We start from the raw sequence: 20258 nt of genomic DNA on the forward strand, positions 1-20258 counted from the left end.
CTGCGGACGTCAGACATCCCGCTCAACGCTCAGGGGCCTCGCTCGTTACTCCACACCCGTCATCACCCGATCAGTGGCCACACTGAACAAGCTCAATCCTGTCACGGAACCGAGCCTCTACCGAACCCGGAACGGTTCACTTCGGTAGTCACCGCGGAAGTAGAGCAGAGGGCAACCGGTCGAGCTTGTCGTATGGGTTGCCAGGACGCGGCCGATCACCAGAGTGTGATCCCCGGCAGGGATGCGCTGTTCGGTCCGGCACTCAACGGCGGCGAGAGCACCTTCAATGAGCAGTGCAGCAGTCCATAAGCCACGTCGGCGTGGAGTATCCGCGAACAGGCCACGGTCGTCACTTCGGCCCTTCGTAGCGAAGCGAGAGGCCAGGGAACGGTGCTGATCGCCGAGCAGAGAGACGCCCCAGGTGTCGACCCGGTTCAGTGTTCTGTTCATCCGGGAATCGTGTCGAACCGAGACCACCACCAGTGGAGGTTCCAACGACACTGACGTGAAGGACGTGGCTGTCATACCCACGTCCTCGCCGTCAGATCCGTTCATGGGGACATGGGCGGTTACCAGGGCCACTCCCGCGGCGAGCTGAGAAAGGGCGGCCCGGAACTCGTTGGGCATAACGGTGGGGGGAGTGGGGAGCTGTGGGTACCCAGATGCACTATTCATGTTCGTCGGACTTTCGAATCACATATCAGGCTTCGTTTCAGCTGTGCCCAGGCTTGCCGCTCTACTCGGCTCAGGCGAACCTCACCGGGTCGGTCTGGGTGACCAGTCGGAAGCCCGGTCAGGGCTCCGTTCGACTCCTGGGTGACGTCCTGGCCGGGCAGCCAGCCGGCGTACGAAGTCAGGCCGGAGAACAATCCCAGCCATCCCAGCGCGACGACTGCTTGGTGTAGCGCCACCCGCACATTTTTAGACAATTCAACCTCCTAATCCCGATGACGGACAATCAATGGCAGTGCGCCAGCTGGAAGGTGAAACATGCGAACGGCATCGAATGGACATGGGTCGGCAAGCGGTAGTTGATGCCGACCGTGGTATAGGCACCACCGCCAACGCCCGGATAAGGAGCACCGCGGTCAGGGCGGCAAGTTCCTCGCTGGTCGGCGAGCCGCGCTCGATGCGGATCAGCGGTGCAAGATCGTCGGTCATCACGCCTCACATGGGCTGGTTGCCGTGTTTGCGGCTGGGTAGGTCGGCGTGCTTGGTGCGGAGCATAGTGAGCGAGGCGGCGAGCACCTGGCGGGTCTCGGCCGGGTCGATGACGTCGTCCACGAGGCCGCGCTCGGCCGCGTAGTACGGGTGCATCAGCTCGTTCTGGTATTCCTTGATCTTTTGGGCGCGCATCGCCTCGGGGTTCTCGGCGGCGGCGATGTCCCGGCGGAAGATGACGTTGGCGGCACCCTCGGCGCCCATAACTGCGATCTCGTTAGTGGGCCAGGCGTAGGACAGGTCGGCGCCGATAGAGCGAGAGTCCATGACGATGTAGGCGCCGCCGTAGGCCTTGCGTAGGATCAGCGAGATCCGCGGCACGGTGGCGTTGCAGTAGGCGTAGAGCAGCTTCGCGCCGTGGCGGATGATGCCGCCGTGCTCCTGGTCGACGCCGGGCAGGAAGCCGGGGACGTCGAGCAGGGTGACGATCGGGATGTTGAAGGCGTCGCACATCTGCACGAAGCGGGCGGCCTTCTCGCTGGCGTTGATGTCCAGGACGCCGGCCAGCGACTGCGGCTGGTTGGCGATCAGGCCAGTCACGTGGCCGTCAATCCGGGCCAGCGCGACGATCACGTTGGTGGCCCAGCGCTCGTGAACCTCGAGGTACTCGCCGTGGTCGACGACCTCCTCGATGACCTTGTGCATATCGTACGGGCGGTTGCCGTCGGCCGGCACCATGTCGAGCAGGCTGTCGTTGCGGCGCTCGAGCGGGTCGTCGTTGAAGCTGGCGGGCGGCATCTCCCGGTTGTTCTGCGGCAGCAGCGACAAGAGGTAGCGGACCTCCTCCATGCAGGACTGCTCGTCGTCGTAGACGAAGTGCGAGACGCCGGACACCGAGGAGTGGACGTCGGCGCCGCCGAGCCCGTTCTGGGTGATTTTCTCGCCGGTGACCACCTGGACGACGTCCGGGCCGGTGATGAACATCTGCGAGGTCTCGCGGACCATGAACACGAAATCTGTGAGGGCCGGCGAGTAGGCGGCGCCGCCGGCGCACGGGCCGAGTATGACGGAGATCTGCGGGATGACGCCGGAAGCCTTGGAGTTGCGCTGGAAGATGCCGCCGTAGCCGGCGAGGGCGGTGACGCCCTCCTGGATGCGGGCGCCGGCGCCGTCGTTCAGGGAGACCAGCGGCGCGCCGGCCGCGATGGCCATGTCCATGATCTTGTGGATCTTGGTGGCGTGGGCCTCGCCCAAGGCGCCGCCGAAGATGCGGAAGTCATGGGCGTAGACGAAGACCGTCCGGCCGTGCACGGTACCCCAGCCGGTGATCACACCGTCGGTATGCGGCTTCTTGGTCTCCAGGCCGAAGCCGGTCGCCCGGTGCCGGCGCAGTAGTTCCACCTCGTGGAAGGAGCCCTCGTCCAGCAGCAGATCGATGCGCTCGCGTGCGGTCAGCTTCCCCTTCGTGTGCTGGGTCTCGGTCGCCTTCTCGTTCGGACCCTGGCGGACCCGCTCCCGGAGCCCGTGCAGCTCGGCAGTGAGTGTGTGCATACCGTGTGGAGCCGGGTAGGCAGGGACGCCTGTGGTGGACGGGGGGTAACTCGGATCGATCATTATCGGCTACCGCCATGGTTATCGCTGGGCTTGCTATTCGGAATGCGGTGTACCGCGACCGCGGTGGCGAGCAGACCGTGGCCAGTAGCCCAGCGGCCGCGGAATCCGGGCCAGGGATGGTCGGCTATCACTGGGGCGGGGACCAGCAGGCGGGCGGTGAAGGTGGCCGTGTTCGGGGCCATGGTGATTACGGCGTGGTGGAAGTCCAGCCAGCGGCCGGTGAGCGGGTACCAGGCCTTGTACACGCTCTCTTTGGCACTGAACACCAGCCGGTCCCAACACACCTCGGGCCGTCGGACTGTCAGTTCCAGCAGCTGGGCACGCTCTTCGGCCACTGTGACCATCTCCAGTACACCGCGGCCGGGCAGAGGTCTGTTTGGCTCGGCATCCATGCCGATCGTCACCACATCGGTGGCGTACGCCACCGCGGCCCCTCGATAGCCGGCACAGTGGGTCATGCTGCCGACGACCCCGTCGGGCCACACAGGTGCCCCGCGTGCATCGTGCAGAACCGGGGCGGGACGGATGCCAAGCTGCCCCAGAGCAGTTCGGGCGCATGCCCGGACTGCGGTGAACTCCCTGCGACGCGCCGGCACCGCATTGGCGACCAGCCGCTCCTCTTCGGCGAACGGCGCGGGCGGGTCGGTCTGATCGCCGAATGTCTCGGCCACCGCGAGGGGGTGCAGTAGTTCCTTCAGCACAGGTGTCCCCGGGATTGCATGTCAGTGTCGTATAGGCGTTGGGGCGTTTGTCACTTGAGTGTGAGACACGTGCCGGGCCGAGGATGTGTCAGAGCAGGGTGGAGGTGGGGTCTGGCACCATGTTCGGGTTGCGGTGCATCAAGGTACGTCAAGGAGCGCGACGACCCGGGTCCAGCCGGCACCTGCTCCCTCGATCGACACGGGGAAACAGCAGATCCGGAAGCCCGTAGCGGCTGGCAGGGATTCCAGGTTGGCGAGTTTCTCCAGTTGCAGGTACTCGCGGGTGCGCCCGTAGATGTGCGCGGGCCACAGGACATCCTTACGACCCGTCTGCCGGTACTCCTCGATCATCGCGTGCATCGGACGGTCCAGGCCCCAAGCATCAATGCCGATGACCTTGACGCCGTTTTCGACCAGGTAAGCGGTGCCTTCGCCGGACAGGCCGGGGAACTGCGACAGGTACTCCCGCGAGCCCCATAGCTGGTCTGCGCCGGTCCACAGAAGCACGATGTCGCCGGGCGACAGTTCATGCGAGGCGTCCTTAAGCGCGGCTTCCAGGTGGTTGACGGTGATGGCATCGCCCGGTGGGACGTGCCGCACGTCCAGGCGTACGCCAGGCCCGTAGCACCATTCGAGCGGAACCTGGTCAATGCTCTTGGCCGGGAGCCCGCCGCTAGTTGGTCCATAGTGCAGTGGCGCGTCCATGTGAGTGCCGGTATGGGTCGTGAGGGTGACAGTCTCGTTGGAGATGGCGATGCCGTCGGGGAAATCCTGGGGAGTCAGTCCTAGCACCGTGGCTCCGGTCCGGTGATCCAGGAGTTCCACGACGACCGGCGTTGCCTCGCTCGGGGTGTCACATGTCGCAACGCTGAGGTCAATAAGGTTCGTCACGACTTGACTCCGCCGTGTAGAGCCTCGGCTGCCGTCTTCACTGCGCTCAAGTCAGCGAGGCTGTTGCGTTCCACGCCAACCTCGACCCTGCGGGCCGCCTCTTGTGGCGCGTAGACCCCAGCCACCAAGCCGTCGATGGCTTCGCGAAGCACATAGTCGTGCGTAAGGACCAACTGGGTCTGTTCGCTGTCGAGTTCGAAGACGCGCCACTCGCCACCCATCTGGCTCAGCATAGGCACCGGCTCGATCTGGTGGAAGGAGATCACGCGGCCGGGCAAGTCGATCTCCCGCCGTGACACCCAGGTGTGCTCGGTGCCATCGACGTCAACCAGCAGCCGGATGACCTCGTGCAGGTCAGACCGCTCTAGGATCTCGACCTTCTTCGTCGGCGGGAAGATCCGTGCATATCCTTCGGCGTCCCTGACGATCTCCCACACGACGTGGACGGGAGCATCAATCGTCACGGAATGTTCGGCGTGCTGCATCCAAGGCCCCTCTGGGTGGTCTCACAGTTCTCCGAACGATTGTCGTGGTGGCCAGTAGCACCGAACTGGAGCGCGCCTCACACGCCGCAGCCGCTTGAGTTCGACTCCACTTCCAGTCCACTCACATGCGAATGCGAGTCGCAAGAATGGGTGGGGATCCCCACGTGTACCCTCGGAGGACAGTTGCGCTTCGATGACGTCTACCTGCGCGGCCTCGGGATGTGGTTGCCGCCTGTAATGACAGCCGAGAAGGCGCTGGAGCTCGGTTTCACCGACCGTTCACTCATCAGCCGCACAGGCGCATCGGCGGTCTGCGTGGCGGACACGGAGTCAGCGCCAGAGATGGCCGTGAACGCTGCTCGCATCGCTATGCAGCGCGCAGGATGTGAGACCGGGGAGATCTGTCTCCTTCTGCATTCTAGTGTCTATTTCCAGGGCCATGACCTGTGGCCTACAGCCTCTTACATCCAGCGGATGACGGTGAACAATCGGTGTCCGGCGATGGAGGTGGGGCACACCTCCAACAGCGGCATGGTCGCACTGGAACTCGCCGCCGCATACATCACCGCATCAAAGGCAGAAGCCGTCCTGCTCACCACGGGGGACCGTTTCGCAGCTCCGGGCGTTGATCGGTGGCGTACCGACCCGGGCACGGTGTTCGGCGACGGCGCCGCGGCCGCGGTGGTCTCGCGGGCACCGGGGTTTGCACGGGTACTGAGCGTGGTCACGGTGGCCGATCCGGAGCTGGAGGAGATGCATCGTGGCACAGATCCTTTCAGCGCTGCTCCGCTGGAGCTGCGGGTACCGGTGGATATCGAGGCTCCCACCCGGGAGTTCATGCGTGGACCGTCGGGCGCGGACATCAACCGTCGTATGGCGGCGGGCCAGCGCTCGGTGATGACACAGGCACTGGAGGAGGCGGAGGTCCCAGTTTCCAGCGTCAGCTGGTATGTGCTGCCCAATACTGGGCGGCGACGGCTGGAGGTTGGCTTCTTCCGGCGGCTGGGCATCGACCCGCAGGCCAGCACATGGGCCTGGGGCCGGGGGGTTGGGCACCTGGGCGCTGGAGACCAGTTCGCGGGTCTGACTCATCTGGTGGACGCCGGACGGCTGCGGCAGGGGCAATACTGCCTTCTACTCGGTGTGGGGGGTGGTTTCACCTGGTCATGCGCGGTTGTCGAGATCGTGGAGACACCGCAGTGGACTGTAAAGGACGGCAGATGAACCGAGATGTTGTGGTCGTCGGCGCTGGGCCAGTAGGGCTCACGCTCGCTGCGGAGCTCCGCCTCGGCGGAGCCGACGTGCTGGTGCTGGAGCACCTTACTAAGCCTACGGACCAGTCCCGCGGCTTCTCCGTTCATGCCCGAACCCTGGAACTTTGGGAAGAGCGGGAATTACTCGACCGCTTTCCCCCGTTGCGAATGCACCAGTATGGGCATTTCGCGGGCCTGATCGGACTGGATTTCGGCCAGCTGGACACCCCTTACAGCATGGCTCTGATCCCGCAGGCCACGACGGAGCGGGTGCTGCGTGACTGGGTCCTGGAGCTGGGCGTTGAAATCCGGCAGGGTCACCAGGTGAGCGGGCTCCAGCAGCTCCGAGAGTCCGTACAGGTGGGGGTGGCGGGGCCGGAGGGACGTTATGAGGTGTCGGCCAGCTACGTGGTCGGCTGTGATGGGGGGCATAGCGCGGTCCGTAAGCTGTGCGGGATCGGCTTCCCCGGCTCCGAGGACACTTTGGAATTCTTCATGGCTGACCTGGAGGGGGTTGCTCCGGATGCGGAAATCCTGGCGCAAGTCCCCTACTTTTACCGTTCGGAGCGTGGCCAGCTCAACGCCTGGCCGATTGCGCCGGGTGTGGTACGGGTCATCGTGTTTGAGCACGGTCGTCCCCCGGCGCCGGACGCGGAGCCGAGTCTGGCAGAGATCATACGGATGAGCGCCGATATCGCGGGGGTGGATCTCAAGGGAACGAAAGCCCGGTGGCTGACGAGTTTCGGGAATGCGACCCGTCTGGCCGACCGGTACCGTCAGGGGCGGGTGCTGCTGGCCGGGGATGCTGCGCACGTTCACATGCCCGCCGGAGGCCAAGGGCTCAACCTCGGCATCCAGGACGCGGTGAACCTGGGATGGAAGCTCTCCCTGGTAGTTCGAGGGATCGCCAACATGGATCTGCTGGACACTTACCAGGAAGAACGCCGCCCTGTGGCTGCCCGGGTGCTGGTCAATACACAGGCTCAGTTCGCGCTCGGCATGGCCGGGCCCGAAGTGGAGGCGCTGAGGTCCTTGTTCGCCGAGCTGATGAAGATCGAGGCGGTCAATCTGCTGCTGGCTGGTGAGCTCAGCGCCGTCGGCTTTCGCTATGACCTGGGTGGGGGTAGTCATCCGCTGCTGGGTTATAGATTGCCGCGCACACTGCTGTCTGCGGGAACAGAAACGATTGATACGGCTCGGCTCCTGGGGTCAGGTCGTGGTGTCCTGCTGGATCTCGACGGCGGCGCGGCCCTGGCCGAGGTCGGCCGTGATTGGCCGAACCACGTTGAGGTGGTGGCGGGCCGTACAGACCACGCCGACTTGTCGGCGGTGCGGCTTGCGCTGATCCGGCCCGATGGCCACTTGGCCTGGGTCGGAGAATGGGGCGCTCCGCTAGACATTGTGGGTCTCCGCGCCGCGGTGGCGCGCTGGTTCGGGACGGAGGATCGGGCATGCGTGTAGTGCGCTATCACGAGCACGGGGATCCGGAGGTGCTGGTCCAGGAGGAGGCGGGGGAGCCGGAGGCTGGGCCGGGGCAGGTCCTGCTCCGCATGGAAGCCGTCGGCATTAACTTCTCCGACGTACAGCAGCGGCGGGGGACATTTCCGTTAGGCCTTCCTTCACTGCCGGCCGCCCCGGGCGGGGACGTGGTCGGGATCGTCGAGGCGGTGGGGGCGGGTGTCACCACCGCGCGGGTCGGCGAGCGGATTGCGGCGTGGACGGCGTCGGCCGCCTACGCCGACCTGGTCGTCGTGGACGAGGGCTGGTGTGTCACTGTTCCCGATGGGATGGGGGCTGCCGCGGCAACGGCGCTTACCTCGCCCGGGCAGGTCGCCCTGAACCTGATCAAAGCGGGCGGTCTACGAGAAGGCGAGACCGTGCTCGTTCACTCGGCCGCCGGATCGATCGGTCATCTAGCCGTGCAGCTCGCCCGGGTGCTGGGAGCGGGCACAGTAGTAGGCACGACGAGCGCGCCGAGCACCCGCGAGTTCGTACGGTCACTGGGGACAGATCTTGTGGTCGACTACACCGACCCGATGTGGGAGGAAGCCGTGCGGGAGGTGACCGGCGGGCAAGGCGTCGACCTAGTTCTCGACAGCATCGGGGGTGACGTGCTGCGGAGCAGCGTGGCCCTGCTGCGGTTCGGCGGCCGGGTCGTTTCCTATGGTGCGGCCAGTGGCCCGGCGTCGGTGACGCGTGATGAGTTGTTGGGGATGAACGCCTTCGTCGGTTTCTCCATGGGCAAACTAAAGGCGGAGCGCCCTGATCTGTTCGCTGCCGCCCGGCGGGAGCTGGTTGGCCTGGCTGCCTCGGGGAGGCTGGTGCCCGCCCTCCATGCCTCCGTACCGCTGTCGGAGGCGTGGAGGGCACACCGGATCATGGAAAGTCGGGCCCAGCGGGGCAGGGTTGTCCTGGTCCGGTGAGCTCAGCTGACGCGCACGATGAGCTCGGCCGAGCCGAAGACCGCGGCGCGCACTCGGTGGTAGCGGTCCGGCTGCTGCTCGATGTAAGAGCGGAATGGGCCGATGGTCTCGTTCTTGTCGCCGGGCAGGCCGTCGGCGACGATGATCGAGCCGGGCCGCATCCGAGGTTCCAGCAGCCTCAGCACATCCACGTAGGCGTGGGCGAAGCCGTCGAGCAGAGCCAGGTCTACCTGCGGGGGCAGGTCCTTGAGGGTTTCTCGGGCGTCACCTTGGCGGATCTCGATGATGTCCTCCAGGCCAGCCTCGGCCGCGCTCTTATGGACGGCCTGGCACTTGGCGGCTGACAGCTCGGTGGTGATCAGTCGTCCTCCGCCGTTGTCGCGCAAGGCCGCACCCATCGTGAGCGCCGAGACTCCCAGCGAGGTCCCCAGCTCGACCACCGTGGTGGCCCCCGTGCCGCGCACCAGCAAGTACAGCAGGTCCGCTAGATCTGGGCTCACTGCCATGTACACGTCTTGCACGAGATCGGCCAACTCATGGTCGGTTAGGCGGCTGCGGTCGAGGCCTTCTAGTTTTTGACCGATGATCTTTCCGGTTTCCGGTTCCTGCACCTGTGCGGCGGCGGTGAGGGTGCGAAGTACGGTCTGGAACCGGGGGGAGTGCAGGGTTGTCACGGATGTACCTCCAGCGTCTTACGGGCGATCATGATGCGGCTGGGCCATCCGGTCTCGACCGTCTCCTCGACCACGAGACCAGACTCCCGCAGCCAGGATGTGAGCTCGCCCACCGTGTAGGTGCGGGCAGAGCCGGTGGTGACCAGCGCGTGCACCCCGAAGACGGCCGCATAGTCGGGTGAGGTCCTGGTGTCGTCCAACAGGAACTCATGGATGGCCAGGACACCACCGGGCGTCAGAGCCTGATGGCAGGCGGCAAGCAGTTTCCGCACCTCTTCGGCTCCGAGGGTGTGCCACATCTGGCTCGCCCAGATGAAGTCGTAGCCGTCGCCGAGGGAGTCGGTGCGGAAGTCGCCGCTGAGGAAGCGCAGGTTCGGCGGTACTCGGCCCGCCATGAAGTCCTGGGCGATCTCGGAGACCTCTTGGAGGTCGAAGTGGGTGACCGACTGGTCCGGGTGGGCTAGGGCGAAGGCGAGGCTGTAGTTGCCTGGGCCGGCGCCCAGGTCCAGCAGGCTGCGGCAGCCTTCGAGGGGCAGCTCAGTGGCCAACCGTTCGGCCAGTTCCCGTGAGATGTTCTCCATCCCGAGGATGTAGGCGCGAAGCTGCTTGGGAGTCGGAGGAGACGGTGAGTCCGGGCGCGGCAAGGCCGCCTGGCCGGTCTGCCAGGTGCGCAGCAGGTGCGTCCAGTCGCCCCAGCGCAGGCTGTCGTGGCGTAGGATCTCGCCCTTGTACTGGGGAGAGGTCCGCACCAAGAATCGGGCTCCTGCGTCGGTGTTGGAGTAGCGATCATACTGCTTATGCAGCAGTCCATAGGACACCAGGGTGTCGCAGATGATCTCGGTTGCGCCGGGGTCCAGTCCCAGCTCGTCGGCGATCTGCGCCGCGTCGGACGCCCGGGTGCCCAGGTAGTCGAACAGGTCGGCCTCCAGGGCGGTCAGCAGTAGCCGCGACCGTCGGTACCCCTGGGCGACGCCTCGCCACCAGGCGAAGTCGTCATGGCTGCCGGCCTCCTCGTGGTTGGCGTAGGCCGAGTCATAGTCGATCCGGCCGCGCCAGTCGGTGATGAATTGTGCGATGCGTGGATGGTGATGCATCCGCTCCAGCGTCTGCAGGTCCTGTGCCCGGAACTGGACAACGTCGGTGGCTGCCATCCCGCGAGATCCCTCGTCGATCGGCAGTGCGTGGTGCTCCTGGACGGTGAAGTCCTGCACCATGCCGGTCGCGGTGAGGGCTGCCTGCATATCGGCGAAGAACTCAGTCTGAAGGCCCTTCGGAACGTTGGGAGAGAACCGGTACAGGATCGTGTGGGTAATCATGCGGCTGCCTCCGCGCGGAGATTTGCCACTAGGCCCAGCAGCGACCGTGGCGTGTCCTGTCCGGAGACGTCCTCATCGGATATGCGGACGTTGTACTCCTGCTCGATGGCCGCCACCGTCTCCATGAGGGCCAGCGAGTCGTAACCCAGGTCAATGAAGCTGGTGTCGAGGATGTCGCCGTCGTGGTGCAGCGATTCGCCTTCGCCGGCGCTGCGCACCAGGATGCGGATGAGGTCGTCAAGTGTCATAGGGAGGACCTTCCTGTCTGGGGGAACCAGCGGTTACAGGCCCGCTGGAACTGTTCGGGGAGAAAATCCGCTCCGGCGGGCAACGACCAGACGATGCACCCGTCCGGACGCAGCAGCAGCGCGTCCACTTCCATCGCATCCGGCGCAGCGGCTATGTAGGTGATGTGATTGCAGCGGGCGCTGGCCTCGACGATCTCGCTGTTGCCGGTCCGGTCCAACAGCAGCCCGCCGCACCGCGGCCAGACCTCCCACAAGCTGGTGCTCTCGTTGGAATCACCGACAAGGCTCAATACGAGGTCGCCGAGGATAGTCCCGGCCATCGGCGAGGTGTCGCCGACGTCGTAGCGAATGTCCATCCCTGCCAGCATGTCGGCAATACGCCGGTGTACCTCGTCCAGGTCGAGCAATTCGTCGACCAGCTCGCGTAGCGCGGTGCTCTGGGGGTCCGGGCGCATGAGCGCGATCTGTGCTCGGGTGTTCTGCAGAAGCCGGGCGGCAACGCCGTGGCGTTCCAGGGTGTAGGTGTCCAGCAGGTTCGGGCCGGCCCATCCCTGGAGTTCGGCCGCCAGCTTCCACGCTAGGTTGGCGGCGTCGACTAGGCCGACGTTGAGGCCCTGGCCGCCGACCGGCGCGTAGACGTGGGCGGCGTCACCAGCCAGCAGGACCCTGCCGTTGCGATAGGTGGTGGTCTGGCGGGCCGTGTCGGTCCAGCGCATGCCGTGCTCCATGTTGCGCACGGTCACCCGCGAGTCGGCCACATGCCGGATGCTGCGTTCCAGTTCGTCCTTGCCGAGCGGTTCCTCGTTGGTTGGCGGACCGTCGAACTCCACAGTCGACAGTCGATTCACTCCCAACCCGTGGACATACAAGCCGTGCGGGGTGAAATGGATGCCCGGCTCCAACGACTCCAGGTCGGTGAGTTCGCACACCGCCATCCGGCCGGTGACGGTGGCGTCAGTGCCAGGGAAGTCGAAGCCGCACACGTCACGGACGACGCTGCCGTATCCGTCACAGCCAACCAAATAGTCACAGCTGAATTCGGCGAGCGCCTCGGCGGTACGAGCCTCGATGTGCACCCGCTCGGTGTCCTGGCGTACGGCGATGACCTCGTGGCCGACCCGCAGGTCCACGCCACTTTCTATAGCGGCGGCGCGAAGGATCGTCTCCAGTTCGGGCTGTTCAATGCGGATGCGACGGCGCCAAGGCTGAGAGCGACGGCTGGCATCGATGCGCTCCAGCCCACCGAAGTGCTCCTTGGGGGCTGTGCGGGCAGGCGGCTGATCGGCTCCGGATCGGTCGCTCCACTCGGCGAACAGCCTCGCATAGTGGGCCAGGGTCTCCTGTTCGGCCCGCAAGATGTCGGCCCCCAGCCCGAGCCGGGCCAGCGATTCAAAGGCGAGAGGACCGATCGACCCTGCCCGGGGGTTGACGTCGGGGCTTGTTCGGGCCTCCAGGGTAAGGACGGCGATCCCAGCCCGCGCGAGCTGGCAGGACAGGGCGAGCCCGACAGGCCCGCCCCCCACAACAATCACCTGGGGGTCAAACGGCCGAGTCGCCTGTGGCATGGGCGCTCCCTTCCATTACTGAAGGCGCTCGAAAGCCTCCGACGATCTGTGCGATGAGTTGGGCCGCGTGAGTAACGGTGCGGTCCTCAAGGTGTGGTCCGACGATCTGCAGTCCGACAGGCAGGCCGTCCGCGGCCACCCCGACGGGGACCGAGGCTGCAGGCAGTGCGGCAGCGGTCGCCATACTGGTCCAGCGAATCTGTTCCCAGTAGGAGCGCCGCTGTCCGTTCACAGTGACGGAGCGGGCGCCGAAGTCCGGGTTGTGGTCGTGCGGGATGGCTGTGGTTGTGGTGACCGGGCACAGCAGCAGGTCGTAGTCCCGGAAGTACTCGCGCCAGCGTGCGCGGGCCTGGGTACGCTCCTCGTCGGCGACCAGCCAGTCGCGGTGGCGGATGAGGTTTCCACGCCGCAGCGCGTCGCGGAACGGGTCCGAGCTCGGCGGCAGCTCGCCAGTGGCAGCCTCGCATAACTGTGTGAAGGTCTCCTGCGGCAGGGACAGGCTGGTCGCGGCGCCGATCAGCGTCTCGTACAGGGCGTCATGAGTCGGCCGGTCGATCGGGTGGACCTCGCTGAGTTGTGCCCCTGCGGCGCTGAGCGATTCGACGGCAGCATGCAGGACTGCCGCGACTGCGCCATCAAGTGGGCAATGCGGGTCGTCCAGCCAGACGCCGATGCGGTAGTCGCCCAATCGGGCGGCTCGGGGCTCGGGCAGTTCCACCCGCCAGGCAACCGCCTGTGCCTCCGATGGCCCGACCAGAACGTCCAATGCCAGGTCCAGGTCGGAGGCGCCACGCGCAAGAGGTGCGAGGGTCACCATGTCGTTGCTGGTGAGCCAGCCTGGAGCCCGCGGGATGTGGCCGCGGGTGGGCACCAGCCCATGCGTCGGGCGCAGAGTGTAGACACCGCAGTAGTGAGCCGGGACGCGGCATGAGCCGGACAGTTCACCACCCACCTCCAGGCCCGTCAGGCCCGCCGCCAGCGCGGCGGCCGCCCCGCCCGAGGAACCACCCGGCGTCCGATCGGGCGCCCACGGGTTGTTGGTCGTGCCGAAAATTGGGTTGTAGGTTTGCGCCTCGCTGGCGTACGTAGCGGTGTTGGTCTTTCCGAATATGACCGCACCCGCCCGTCGCAGGCCCGCCACGGCATCAGCGTCACTGGCCGGCACGTGGTCGGACAGTTCGGCGGCGCCCGCAGTGGTCCGCACACCCGCTGTCTCCAGGGTGTCTTTCACTGTCATCGGCAGGCCGTGCAGCGGGCCTAGCCACTCGCCGCGCGCGGCGGCCCGGTCGGCCGCCGCAGCCTGGTCGAGAGCCCTGTCGGCATCGAGGGTCACCACGGCGTTCAGACCGGGGTTCAACTGCTCGACACGGCTGAGATAGATCTCCAGCAGTTCCCGGCTGGAGATCCTCTTCTCGCGCAACGCGGCCGTGAGCTCGGTAGCCGACGACAGTGCGAGGGCATCTGTGTCAGAAGTCATGAACCCAGCGTGCCGGTCGGCGGTCACAGCAAACTCACACCGGGCTGGACCAATTCCGCACGATACTTCGGGGGCTGCTCATACCCGAGCTGCCGCTGGATGGATACCAACACGGCACCCCCGACTCAGCATCTGCAGTATCGGCCTGCTCGCCGTCATCTCACCCGCCACCATGCAACGCCTGCGTGGCGGCTGCGCAAGCTGATGTGGCGCACCGCCGATAGACGAGACGATCCGCTCGATTTCGACCGGCAACAGGGGACAGATGAGTAACGATTACCGACTCAAATCGATGCCGGCGCATAGCCTAATAGGTGAAATGACTGCTACCGAACTGCTGGGTCGATTCCGCTTCACGGTCGGCGGAGAATCGATCGCCCCCAATGCTCCCAAGCCGCGGAGCCTCCTGGCGCTTCTGGCGCTCAGGCTTGGCAGCGTGGCCACCGTCGATGAGATCGCGGAGGAACTATGGGGGGATTCCCCGCCCGCCAGCATGGCCACCACAATCCAGACCTACATTATGAGGCTCCGCAACCTTGTGGCTCGGGAGCTGCAGGGGCCAGCCAGAACCCGAGACAAAGAAGCAAAGGAACTCTTAGCCACCTCGGGCAATGGATACCTGCTGAACATGGACGAGAGCTGCAGTGACGTGTCCAAGTTCAACCAACTAGTAGTCCAGGGTCGACAGTTCTTCGAAAACGGGGAGTACTCCAACGCCTCCCGCGCACTCGCCCGTGCAGACCGGTTGTGGCGCGGGCCAGCGCTCGTGGATGTGCACGTCGGGCGAGTCCTAGACTCATTGATTGTTCCGCTGGAGGAGCGACGCCGCGCGGCGATCGAACTGCGAGCTCAGATCGATCTGCGTCTTGGCCGCCACCATTCCGTCGTCGATGAGCTCACGCACCTGGCCAGCATTGACCCGACCAACGAGATGTTGCACGCGCAGTTGATGCTGGCGCTGCATCGGTGCGGGCGAAGAAACCACGCCCTCCACGCCTTTCACCGCCTCCAGACGGCGCTGCGGCACACACTAGGCCTGGAAGTGTCCCCCTGGGTGCACCGTCTACTTCAGTCGATCCTCAAGGCAGACCCGGAACTAGAGAGCCGACACTACGTCCTGTCAGTGGTCAGCTCGGCCGCATCCTGACGCCAGCGCCTCCGGGCTGCGCACATCTGCATGGTCAGGATAGAAAGATCAGCTTCGTTCTTTATTGCGAGTATATTTCACATGCAGTTCCCGCTGCATCGTGCGCTTCTGCCCTGTGCAGCCGAGGGACGCCTCGCAGCGACACTCCGCTCTCTTCTCCAGCCGTCAGGCGGGGAACATCACACACAATCCAGATCCAGCGACAAGGCTTGGCCATTGTCATCGGGATAGGTGAGGAAAGAGAGCGGCCGCCCGCTCCATCTGCAGAGCCGCGTGTGAGGCCGCGCAGTGTATGTCTCGCCAGGCCCGCTGGATCGGGTCTGACTCGCTTTGCGCCCGAGTGCCTGCCATCGCAAACACCCGGTCGGCGGCGCTCACCAGTAGCTCAGCCGCCAGCGCGGAGGTCCGTGCGGTCCGTGCTTGCCGTTCGGGGCTGATGTCTCCTGCGTCGACGGCCTTGGCTGCTTGCTCGACCAGAGTCCACGCGGTGTCGATCTCGGCCACGGCTCGAGTGTAGGCGGGCTGTCGGCGCCGGTCGCCGTTTAGGCTCGCCAGGGCTGTGTTCATGACACCGACCATGGGCGCCACGAACAATGGAGGTGCGATCGCCGGCAGGGGGGCGCGGTGGCAGGCGGTGGTGAGGTCAGGCCGACCGTGCAGGATCGCGCTCCACGGGACCGTGCGATGGGCGGGGACGCATACCTTTTCCAGGGCGACGGTGTTGCTGCCGGTGCCACGCATGCCGATGGTCCGCCAGGTGTCCAGGATCTGCAGTTCGCTACGGGGGACGGCCATGCCGAGCGTTTCGGCTTCGGTGGACACGCACAGCAGGACCCAGTCGGCGGCGTCGATCCCACTCAGTGTCGACCAATTTCCAGTGAGTAGCCATCCCTCCGCAATGCGCTCGGCGGTGCCTGAGGGGCGTAGCGCGGCGACCGCGGCGGTGTCGGCACCGCTCTCCCACAGCTCACGCTGACCGTCCTCGGGTAGCAGGCCGGCCATCCTTCCCGAGGTAGCTAGGATCATTGCGCACCAGGCCGCCGCCGAGCACGCCTCGCCGAGCGAGGCCAGCGCCCGTGCCAGATCAGTGCACCCGCCGGCGCTTCCGCCCCACCTTTGAGCGACGAAGTGACGGGCGAACCCGCCTTCGACCAGCGCGCGGGCGACGGGTTGTTCCAGGCGTCTGTCCCGCTCCGCGGCCGGGGAGTGCTTCGAGGCCAGTTCCCGGACCTCGGACAGTTCCATCACCGTTCCGCTCCCTTCACGACCAGGGCCGCGTTGAAGCCCCCGTACCCGCGGGCCAGCACCATCGCGGTTCGTATTGTTCTGCGGCGGGGTTCGCGCAGCACCAGGTCGAGCCTGTAGTCATGGGGCACGTGGGTCGTACGGTAGGTCGGGGGGATCACTCCGTCCCGGAGACAGAGCAGGGCGGTGACCACATCCAGCGGCGGGCCGCCCGCGCCCAGCCGTCCGATCATGCACTTGGGCGCGGTGACCGCGACGCCGAACGGGCCGAAAACATCCGCAATGGCCTGTGCCTCGTGCCGGTCGAGGTCTGGAAGACCAGACCCGTCGGCGAAGACGACGTCGATGTCGCCGGGTTCCATCCGCGCGTCTTCCAGAGCCAGCCGAATCGCCTGGGTCAGCCCTGGCGGCCGGCCGGATCCGGGCCGCGGGTCGAGCGTAGAAGCGTGCCCCGCCACCTCGCCATACACCCGTTTCGCCCCGCGCTCGGCGGCGGCGTGCTCGTCCTCCAGGATCAGCAGGGCCCCGCCCTCGCCGGGAACGTGCCCGCGCGCAGTCCGGTCGAAGGGCCGGTAGGGCTTTGGGCCGTCGTCGATCCGGTCACTGGCGAGGTGGCAGACCCAGGCCCAGGGGTCCAGAGCGGATTCCACTCCGCCCGTCACCGCCAGGCGGGTGCCACGGCGGATCGTCCGCCGCGCCAACCCGATAGCGTCGAGGCCCGACGCCTGCTCAGCCACCAGCGAATTCCCCGGGCCCCGGATGCCATGCCGGATGGAGATCTGCCCGGTGTTGGCGGCGTAGAACCAGGCGAAAGATTCGTAGACGCTCACCCGGTCGGGTCCCTGTGTCCAGGACTTCTGGATCTCCCGGTGAGTGAACTCGAATCCGCCCATGGCGTTCGAGGTGATCACGCTCATGTCGTACTCCGGCAGTGCCGACGGATCGACACGAGCGTCGGCAAGTGCCTGTTCGGCAGCAACCAGTGCAAGCCGGGTCACCCGATCGGTCTGCGGGACGAGACGGCTCGGCAGCAAAGTCTCGGGATCCAAATCGGTGATCTGTCCGGCCAGCCGCGCCCGGTAGCGGACCGGGTCGAACCGCGACAGGCAACTGACGCCGTCCTCACCGTCCAGGACCGCCTGCCAGTACCGCTCCAGCCCTGATCCGTTGGGGGCCAGGGCGCTCATTCCCGTCACCAGGACACGCCCGGTCATGACCGTCCTCCGTCCACACGCTGCAACACGATCGCGCTCTGGAATCCGCCGAACCCGCTGCCCACGCTCAGCGCTGTGTCCACCCGCGTCTGGCGGGCAACCAGCGGCACGTAGTCCAGATCGCACTCCGGATCAGGCTCGTGCAGGTTTGCGGTAGGCGGGACTACCCCGTCGCGGATTGCCAGGGCGCATGCGGCGATCTCGATGGACCCGATCGCCCCCAGCGAGTGACCCACCATTGACTTGATCGAGCTGACCGGGACCTGATAGGCGTGCGCGCCGAGCGAGCGTTTGAAAGCCGCGGTTTCATGGCGGTCGTTCTGCTTAGTGCCCGAGCCGTGGGCATTGACGTAGTCGATCGCGTCCGGGGCGATCCTGGCTTCGGCGAGGGCGGCGTCGATCGCGACGGACATTTCCTTGCCGTCTGGTTTGAGACCGGTCATGTGATAGGCGTTGCAGCGGTTGGCGTACCCCTTGACCTCGGCGTAGATCCGAGCATTACGCCGCCGCGCGTGGGTGTACTCCTCTAGCAGCAGAATCGCCGCGCCCTCGGCCAGCACGAACCCGTTCCGGTTGCGGTCGAAGGGGCGGGATGCGTGCTCGGGGTCTTCGTTGTTGGGGGTGGTTGCCTTGATGGCATCGAAGCAGGCCACGGCGAGTGGGGAAATCGGCGCATCAGTGCCCCCGGTCACCACTACGTCAGCCTTTCCGTCGACGATCAGCTGGAAGGCGTGACCGACGGAATCCAGTCCGGAGGTGCAGCCGGTCGAGACCAGCCCTGCTGGTCCTTCAGCCGCTGCCGTCCAGGCAATCTCGGTGCAAATGCTGCCGGGAGTGAAGTAATTGTAGAGCTCAGGCCGGGCGTAGGTCGGGTCCACCAGCCACTCCCGTCCGGTGTCCGACAGAACCAAGTACTCGTTTTCCAGGCTGGTCGTCGCGCCTACCGCGGTGCCGATGCTGGTACCAATGCGGTGCGGGTCGATCCGGTCGAGGTCAAGGCCGCTGTCATCGAGACACTCGCGGGCGGCCACTACCCCGAGTTGGGTGGCCCGGTCCATCCGGCGGGTTTCCCGGTGGGTTAGTCCGGAGGCGATCGGGTCGAAGTCGCACTCCGCAGCGACCTGGGAGCGATAGCGTGCGGGATCGAAGAACGATATGCGGCGGGTGGCGGTACGCCCTTCGGTCAGGAGCCGCCAGAAGCTTTCGCGTCCCGTTCCGCCCGGGGCGAGCACCCCAATGCCTGTGATCACCGCTCGGCGTTTCATCCTTCTCCTTCGCTCTTCGGGGGCTGCCGCTGGTCATAGCATGAACGGGGCGACTCGCACGGGGCTCACACTCCGCTCGCTATGGGTGGTCTTCACCAGGTGAAGACCACCTTGCCGACGACCCGACCCGATAGGAGCATGTGGAATCCCTGTGCTGCGTCGGCGAAAGGCAGCCGGGCATAGATGTCGGGGCGTAGCCCACTAGCGGCCATGAACTGCGTCAGTGCCCGGAGCTCGTCCAGGGTCCCCGATGTCGAGCCGACGATGCGCAGCTCTTGCCAGAAGATCCGGTTCAGATGCGCCGGAGGTGTGCCTCCGGTGGTGGCCCCGGTAACGACGATGGTGCCGCCCGGCCGCACCGACCGGATCGAGTGTGACCAGGTGGCTGCGCCGACGCTTTCCATGACCGCATCGACCGGTTCCGGCAGTGGCCGACCGGGCTGGAACACTGCGTCGGCACCCATCTGCAGTGCCGCGTCACGTTTGGCCTCGGTGCGGCCGGTCACCCAGGTACGGAAGCCGCCCGCTCGGGCCAGCCGGATCAGTGCTGTGGACACGCCGCCGCCCGCGCCCTGGATGAGCACCGTGTCACCGGGCCGGAGCCCGGACTTGGTGAACAGCATGCGGTAGGCGGTCAGCCACGTCGCGGATAGGCAGCTCGCTTCTTCGTGGGAGAACTCCGGTGGCTTCTCGCATAGTGATGCTTTGGGAACGGCTACCCACTCGGCGAAGGTGCCTGGGTGTTCGTCGCTGAGCAGCGTGCGGTTCTTGTCACGGACCGGGTCGTGCAGCCACTCCGGCGCGCAGACCATTCCCCAGATGATCACTTCACGGCCTGACGCGTCTGTACCTGCCCCCTCGCAGCCCAGGATCAGCGGGAACTTGTCGGCAGGCGGTCCCGCGCCTTTCAGGTTCCACAGGTCGTGGTGATTGAGGGCGGCGGCCTGGACTCTTACCAGTGTCCAGTCATCGTTCGCTACAACCGGATCAGGCCGCTCTCCGAACACCAAGGCCGACAGCGGGTCATTCATGCAGGGGTGGTCGGCATAGACAGCTTTCATCGCAGGTCCTCGGCGAGTGGGGGGATCGGATAGAGCGTCCGGTAGTATTGCTTTAGGCGCCTGATCGCGGCCGGTTCGGTCCGCCGCAGATCGATCAGCAGCCTCCGCAGCGCGGCCTGTAGGTCTTCGGTCTGCTCGTCGGCAAGCCCGCTCGCTACGGCCGCCGCCGCGTCGGCATGCCCGGACAGCAGGAATGCCCACGCGCCCCGGGCTCCCATCCGTCTGGCCAGGTAGGGCAAGTAGTCGGTTAGCGTCTCCTGTACGAGGTCGAAGCCGCCGGCAGAGTCAACGATCACATAGTCGCAGGCTGCAGCCAGACCCAGACCCCAGCCAGTTACTGCTCCGTCGATCAGTGCGACCGTGATCAGGTGTGACTCGGTGAGTCGTCTGTACAGCGGTTCAGGCGTTCTCTGCGTCTCGGTCCGGAGAGGGATCTCTACAACCAGCGCTCGGCAGCTGTCCTGTGCCTCGGCGACTCTCAGCGCTTTCAGCACTTCGCACGGTTCCGCTGGACGGCC

20 protein-coding genes are annotated in these 20258 nt (G+C 65.9%); 4 read left to right on the forward strand and 16 right to left on the reverse strand.

Annotated elements, in window-relative coordinates; translation table 11 throughout:
* Window positions 1-117 precede the first annotated feature (117 nt).
* From ACZ4NT_RS36855 to ACZ4NT_RS36880, 6 genes are all read right to left on the reverse strand, one after another.
* A complete protein-coding gene (locus tag ACZ4NT_RS36855) occupies window positions 118-675 on the reverse strand; it encodes a flavin reductase family protein (RefSeq protein WP_467729685.1) in 558 nt (185 codons plus the stop codon).
* Window positions 676-930: 255 nt separating this feature from the next.
* Window positions 931-1161, reverse strand: coding sequence for an acyl-CoA carboxylase subunit epsilon (locus tag ACZ4NT_RS36860; protein ID WP_467729687.1), 231 nt, complete (start codon window positions 1159-1161; stop codon window positions 931-933).
* Between the two features lie 6 nt (window positions 1162-1167).
* The gene (locus tag ACZ4NT_RS36865) at window positions 1168-2712 is read right to left on the reverse strand and encodes an acyl-CoA carboxylase subunit beta (protein ID WP_467729689.1); all 1545 of its coding nucleotides are present in this window, start codon (window positions 2710-2712) and stop codon (window positions 1168-1170) included.
* Window positions 2713-2774: 62 nt separating this feature from the next.
* Window positions 2775-3476 carry a 4'-phosphopantetheinyl transferase family protein gene (locus ACZ4NT_RS36870; protein ID WP_467729691.1) on the reverse strand — a complete coding sequence of 234 codons (702 nt, stop codon included), beginning with the start codon at window positions 3474-3476 and terminating at the stop codon, window positions 2775-2777.
* A 138-nt stretch (window positions 3477-3614) separates the two neighbouring features.
* Entirely contained in the window at window positions 3615-4367 is a 753-nt protein-coding gene (locus tag ACZ4NT_RS36875) for a cyclase family protein (RefSeq protein WP_467729693.1), read from the reverse strand.
* The gene (locus ACZ4NT_RS36880) at window positions 4364-4852 is read right to left on the reverse strand and encodes an aromatase/cyclase (RefSeq protein ID WP_467729695.1); all 489 of its coding nucleotides are present in this window, start codon (window positions 4850-4852) and stop codon (window positions 4364-4366) included. Before ACZ4NT_RS36880 ends, ACZ4NT_RS36875 begins: the two co-directional genes overlap by 4 nt.
* 183 nt (window positions 4853-5035) lie before the next feature.
* On the opposite strand from ACZ4NT_RS36880, the gene ACZ4NT_RS36885 reads away from it, so the two are divergent.
* The 3 genes from ACZ4NT_RS36885 to ACZ4NT_RS36895 are packed head-to-tail and all read left to right on the forward strand — an operon-like array spanning window position 5036 to window position 8528.
* Entirely contained in the window at window positions 5036-6076 is a 1041-nt protein-coding gene (locus tag ACZ4NT_RS36885; RefSeq protein ID WP_467729697.1) for a ketoacyl-ACP synthase III family protein, read from the forward strand.
* On the forward strand, window positions 6073-7566 hold the full coding sequence (locus ACZ4NT_RS36890; protein WP_467729699.1) for an FAD-dependent monooxygenase: 1494 nt from the start codon (window positions 6073-6075) through the stop codon (window positions 7564-7566). The genes ACZ4NT_RS36885 and ACZ4NT_RS36890 overlap by 4 nt, the downstream gene beginning before the upstream one ends.
* Window positions 7557-8528, forward strand: coding sequence for a quinone oxidoreductase family protein (locus ACZ4NT_RS36895; RefSeq protein ID WP_467729701.1), 972 nt, complete (start codon window positions 7557-7559; stop codon window positions 8526-8528). The genes ACZ4NT_RS36890 and ACZ4NT_RS36895 overlap by 10 nt, the downstream gene beginning before the upstream one ends.
* 2 nt (window positions 8529-8530) lie before the next feature.
* Here the strand turns inward: ACZ4NT_RS36895 and ACZ4NT_RS36900 are convergent, their stop codons facing one another.
* Genes ACZ4NT_RS36900 through ACZ4NT_RS36920 form a run of 5 tightly spaced genes read right to left on the reverse strand, consistent with a single transcriptional unit; the run spans window position 8531 to window position 13808 of the window.
* Complete coding sequence (locus tag ACZ4NT_RS36900; RefSeq protein ID WP_467729703.1) at window positions 8531-9202, reverse strand: O-methyltransferase; 672 nt, start codon at window positions 9200-9202, stop codon at window positions 8531-8533.
* Entirely contained in the window at window positions 9199-10518 is a 1320-nt protein-coding gene (locus ACZ4NT_RS36905) for a methyltransferase (RefSeq protein WP_467729705.1), read from the reverse strand. The genes ACZ4NT_RS36900 and ACZ4NT_RS36905 overlap by 4 nt, the downstream gene beginning before the upstream one ends.
* Window positions 10515-10766 carry an acyl carrier protein gene (locus tag ACZ4NT_RS36910; protein WP_467729707.1) on the reverse strand — a complete coding sequence of 84 codons (252 nt, stop codon included), beginning with the start codon at window positions 10764-10766 and terminating at the stop codon, window positions 10515-10517. Before ACZ4NT_RS36910 ends, ACZ4NT_RS36905 begins: the two co-directional genes overlap by 4 nt.
* Window positions 10763-12331, reverse strand: coding sequence for an FAD-dependent monooxygenase (locus tag ACZ4NT_RS36915; RefSeq protein WP_467729709.1), 1569 nt, complete (start codon window positions 12329-12331; stop codon window positions 10763-10765). The genes ACZ4NT_RS36910 and ACZ4NT_RS36915 overlap by 4 nt, the downstream gene beginning before the upstream one ends.
* Window positions 12306-13808 (reverse strand): amidase, encoded by a 1503-nt coding sequence (locus tag ACZ4NT_RS36920; protein WP_467729711.1) that lies wholly within the window; start codon window positions 13806-13808, stop codon window positions 12306-12308. Before ACZ4NT_RS36920 ends, ACZ4NT_RS36915 begins: the two co-directional genes overlap by 26 nt.
* A 319-nt stretch (window positions 13809-14127) precedes the next feature.
* Between ACZ4NT_RS36920 and ACZ4NT_RS36925 the strand changes: the two genes are divergently transcribed.
* The gene (locus ACZ4NT_RS36925; RefSeq protein WP_467729713.1) at window positions 14128-14955 is read left to right on the forward strand and encodes an AfsR/SARP family transcriptional regulator; all 828 of its coding nucleotides are present in this window, start codon (window positions 14128-14130) and stop codon (window positions 14953-14955) included.
* A 219-nt stretch (window positions 14956-15174) separates the two neighbouring features.
* On the opposite strand, the gene ACZ4NT_RS36930 is transcribed toward ACZ4NT_RS36925, so the two are convergent.
* The 5 genes from ACZ4NT_RS36930 to ACZ4NT_RS36950 all read right to left on the reverse strand — a co-directional run bounded on the left by ACZ4NT_RS36930 (window position 15175) and on the right by ACZ4NT_RS36950 (window position 20234).
* Window positions 15175-16200, reverse strand: a complete 1026-nt coding sequence (locus ACZ4NT_RS36930; RefSeq protein WP_467729715.1) for an acyl-CoA dehydrogenase family protein — start codon at window positions 16198-16200, stop codon at window positions 15175-15177.
* Complete coding sequence (locus ACZ4NT_RS36935; protein ID WP_467729717.1) at window positions 16200-17414, reverse strand: ketosynthase chain-length factor; 1215 nt, start codon at window positions 17412-17414, stop codon at window positions 16200-16202. The genes ACZ4NT_RS36930 and ACZ4NT_RS36935 overlap by 1 nt, the downstream gene beginning before the upstream one ends.
* On the reverse strand, window positions 17411-18679 hold the full coding sequence (locus tag ACZ4NT_RS36940) for a beta-ketoacyl-[acyl-carrier-protein] synthase family protein (RefSeq protein WP_467729719.1): 1269 nt from the start codon (window positions 18677-18679) through the stop codon (window positions 17411-17413). The genes ACZ4NT_RS36935 and ACZ4NT_RS36940 overlap by 4 nt, the downstream gene beginning before the upstream one ends.
* Before the next feature lie 92 nt (window positions 18680-18771).
* Window positions 18772-19740 (reverse strand): zinc-binding dehydrogenase, encoded by a 969-nt coding sequence (locus tag ACZ4NT_RS36945; protein WP_467729721.1) that lies wholly within the window; start codon window positions 19738-19740, stop codon window positions 18772-18774.
* On the reverse strand, window positions 19737-20234 hold the full coding sequence (locus ACZ4NT_RS36950; protein ID WP_467729723.1) for an enoyl-CoA hydratase-related protein: 498 nt from the start codon (window positions 20232-20234) through the stop codon (window positions 19737-19739). Before ACZ4NT_RS36950 ends, ACZ4NT_RS36945 begins: the two co-directional genes overlap by 4 nt.
* Window positions 20235-20258: the final 24 nt, after the last annotated feature.

Source organism: Streptomyces sp. NPDC026417 (assembly GCF_055567695.1).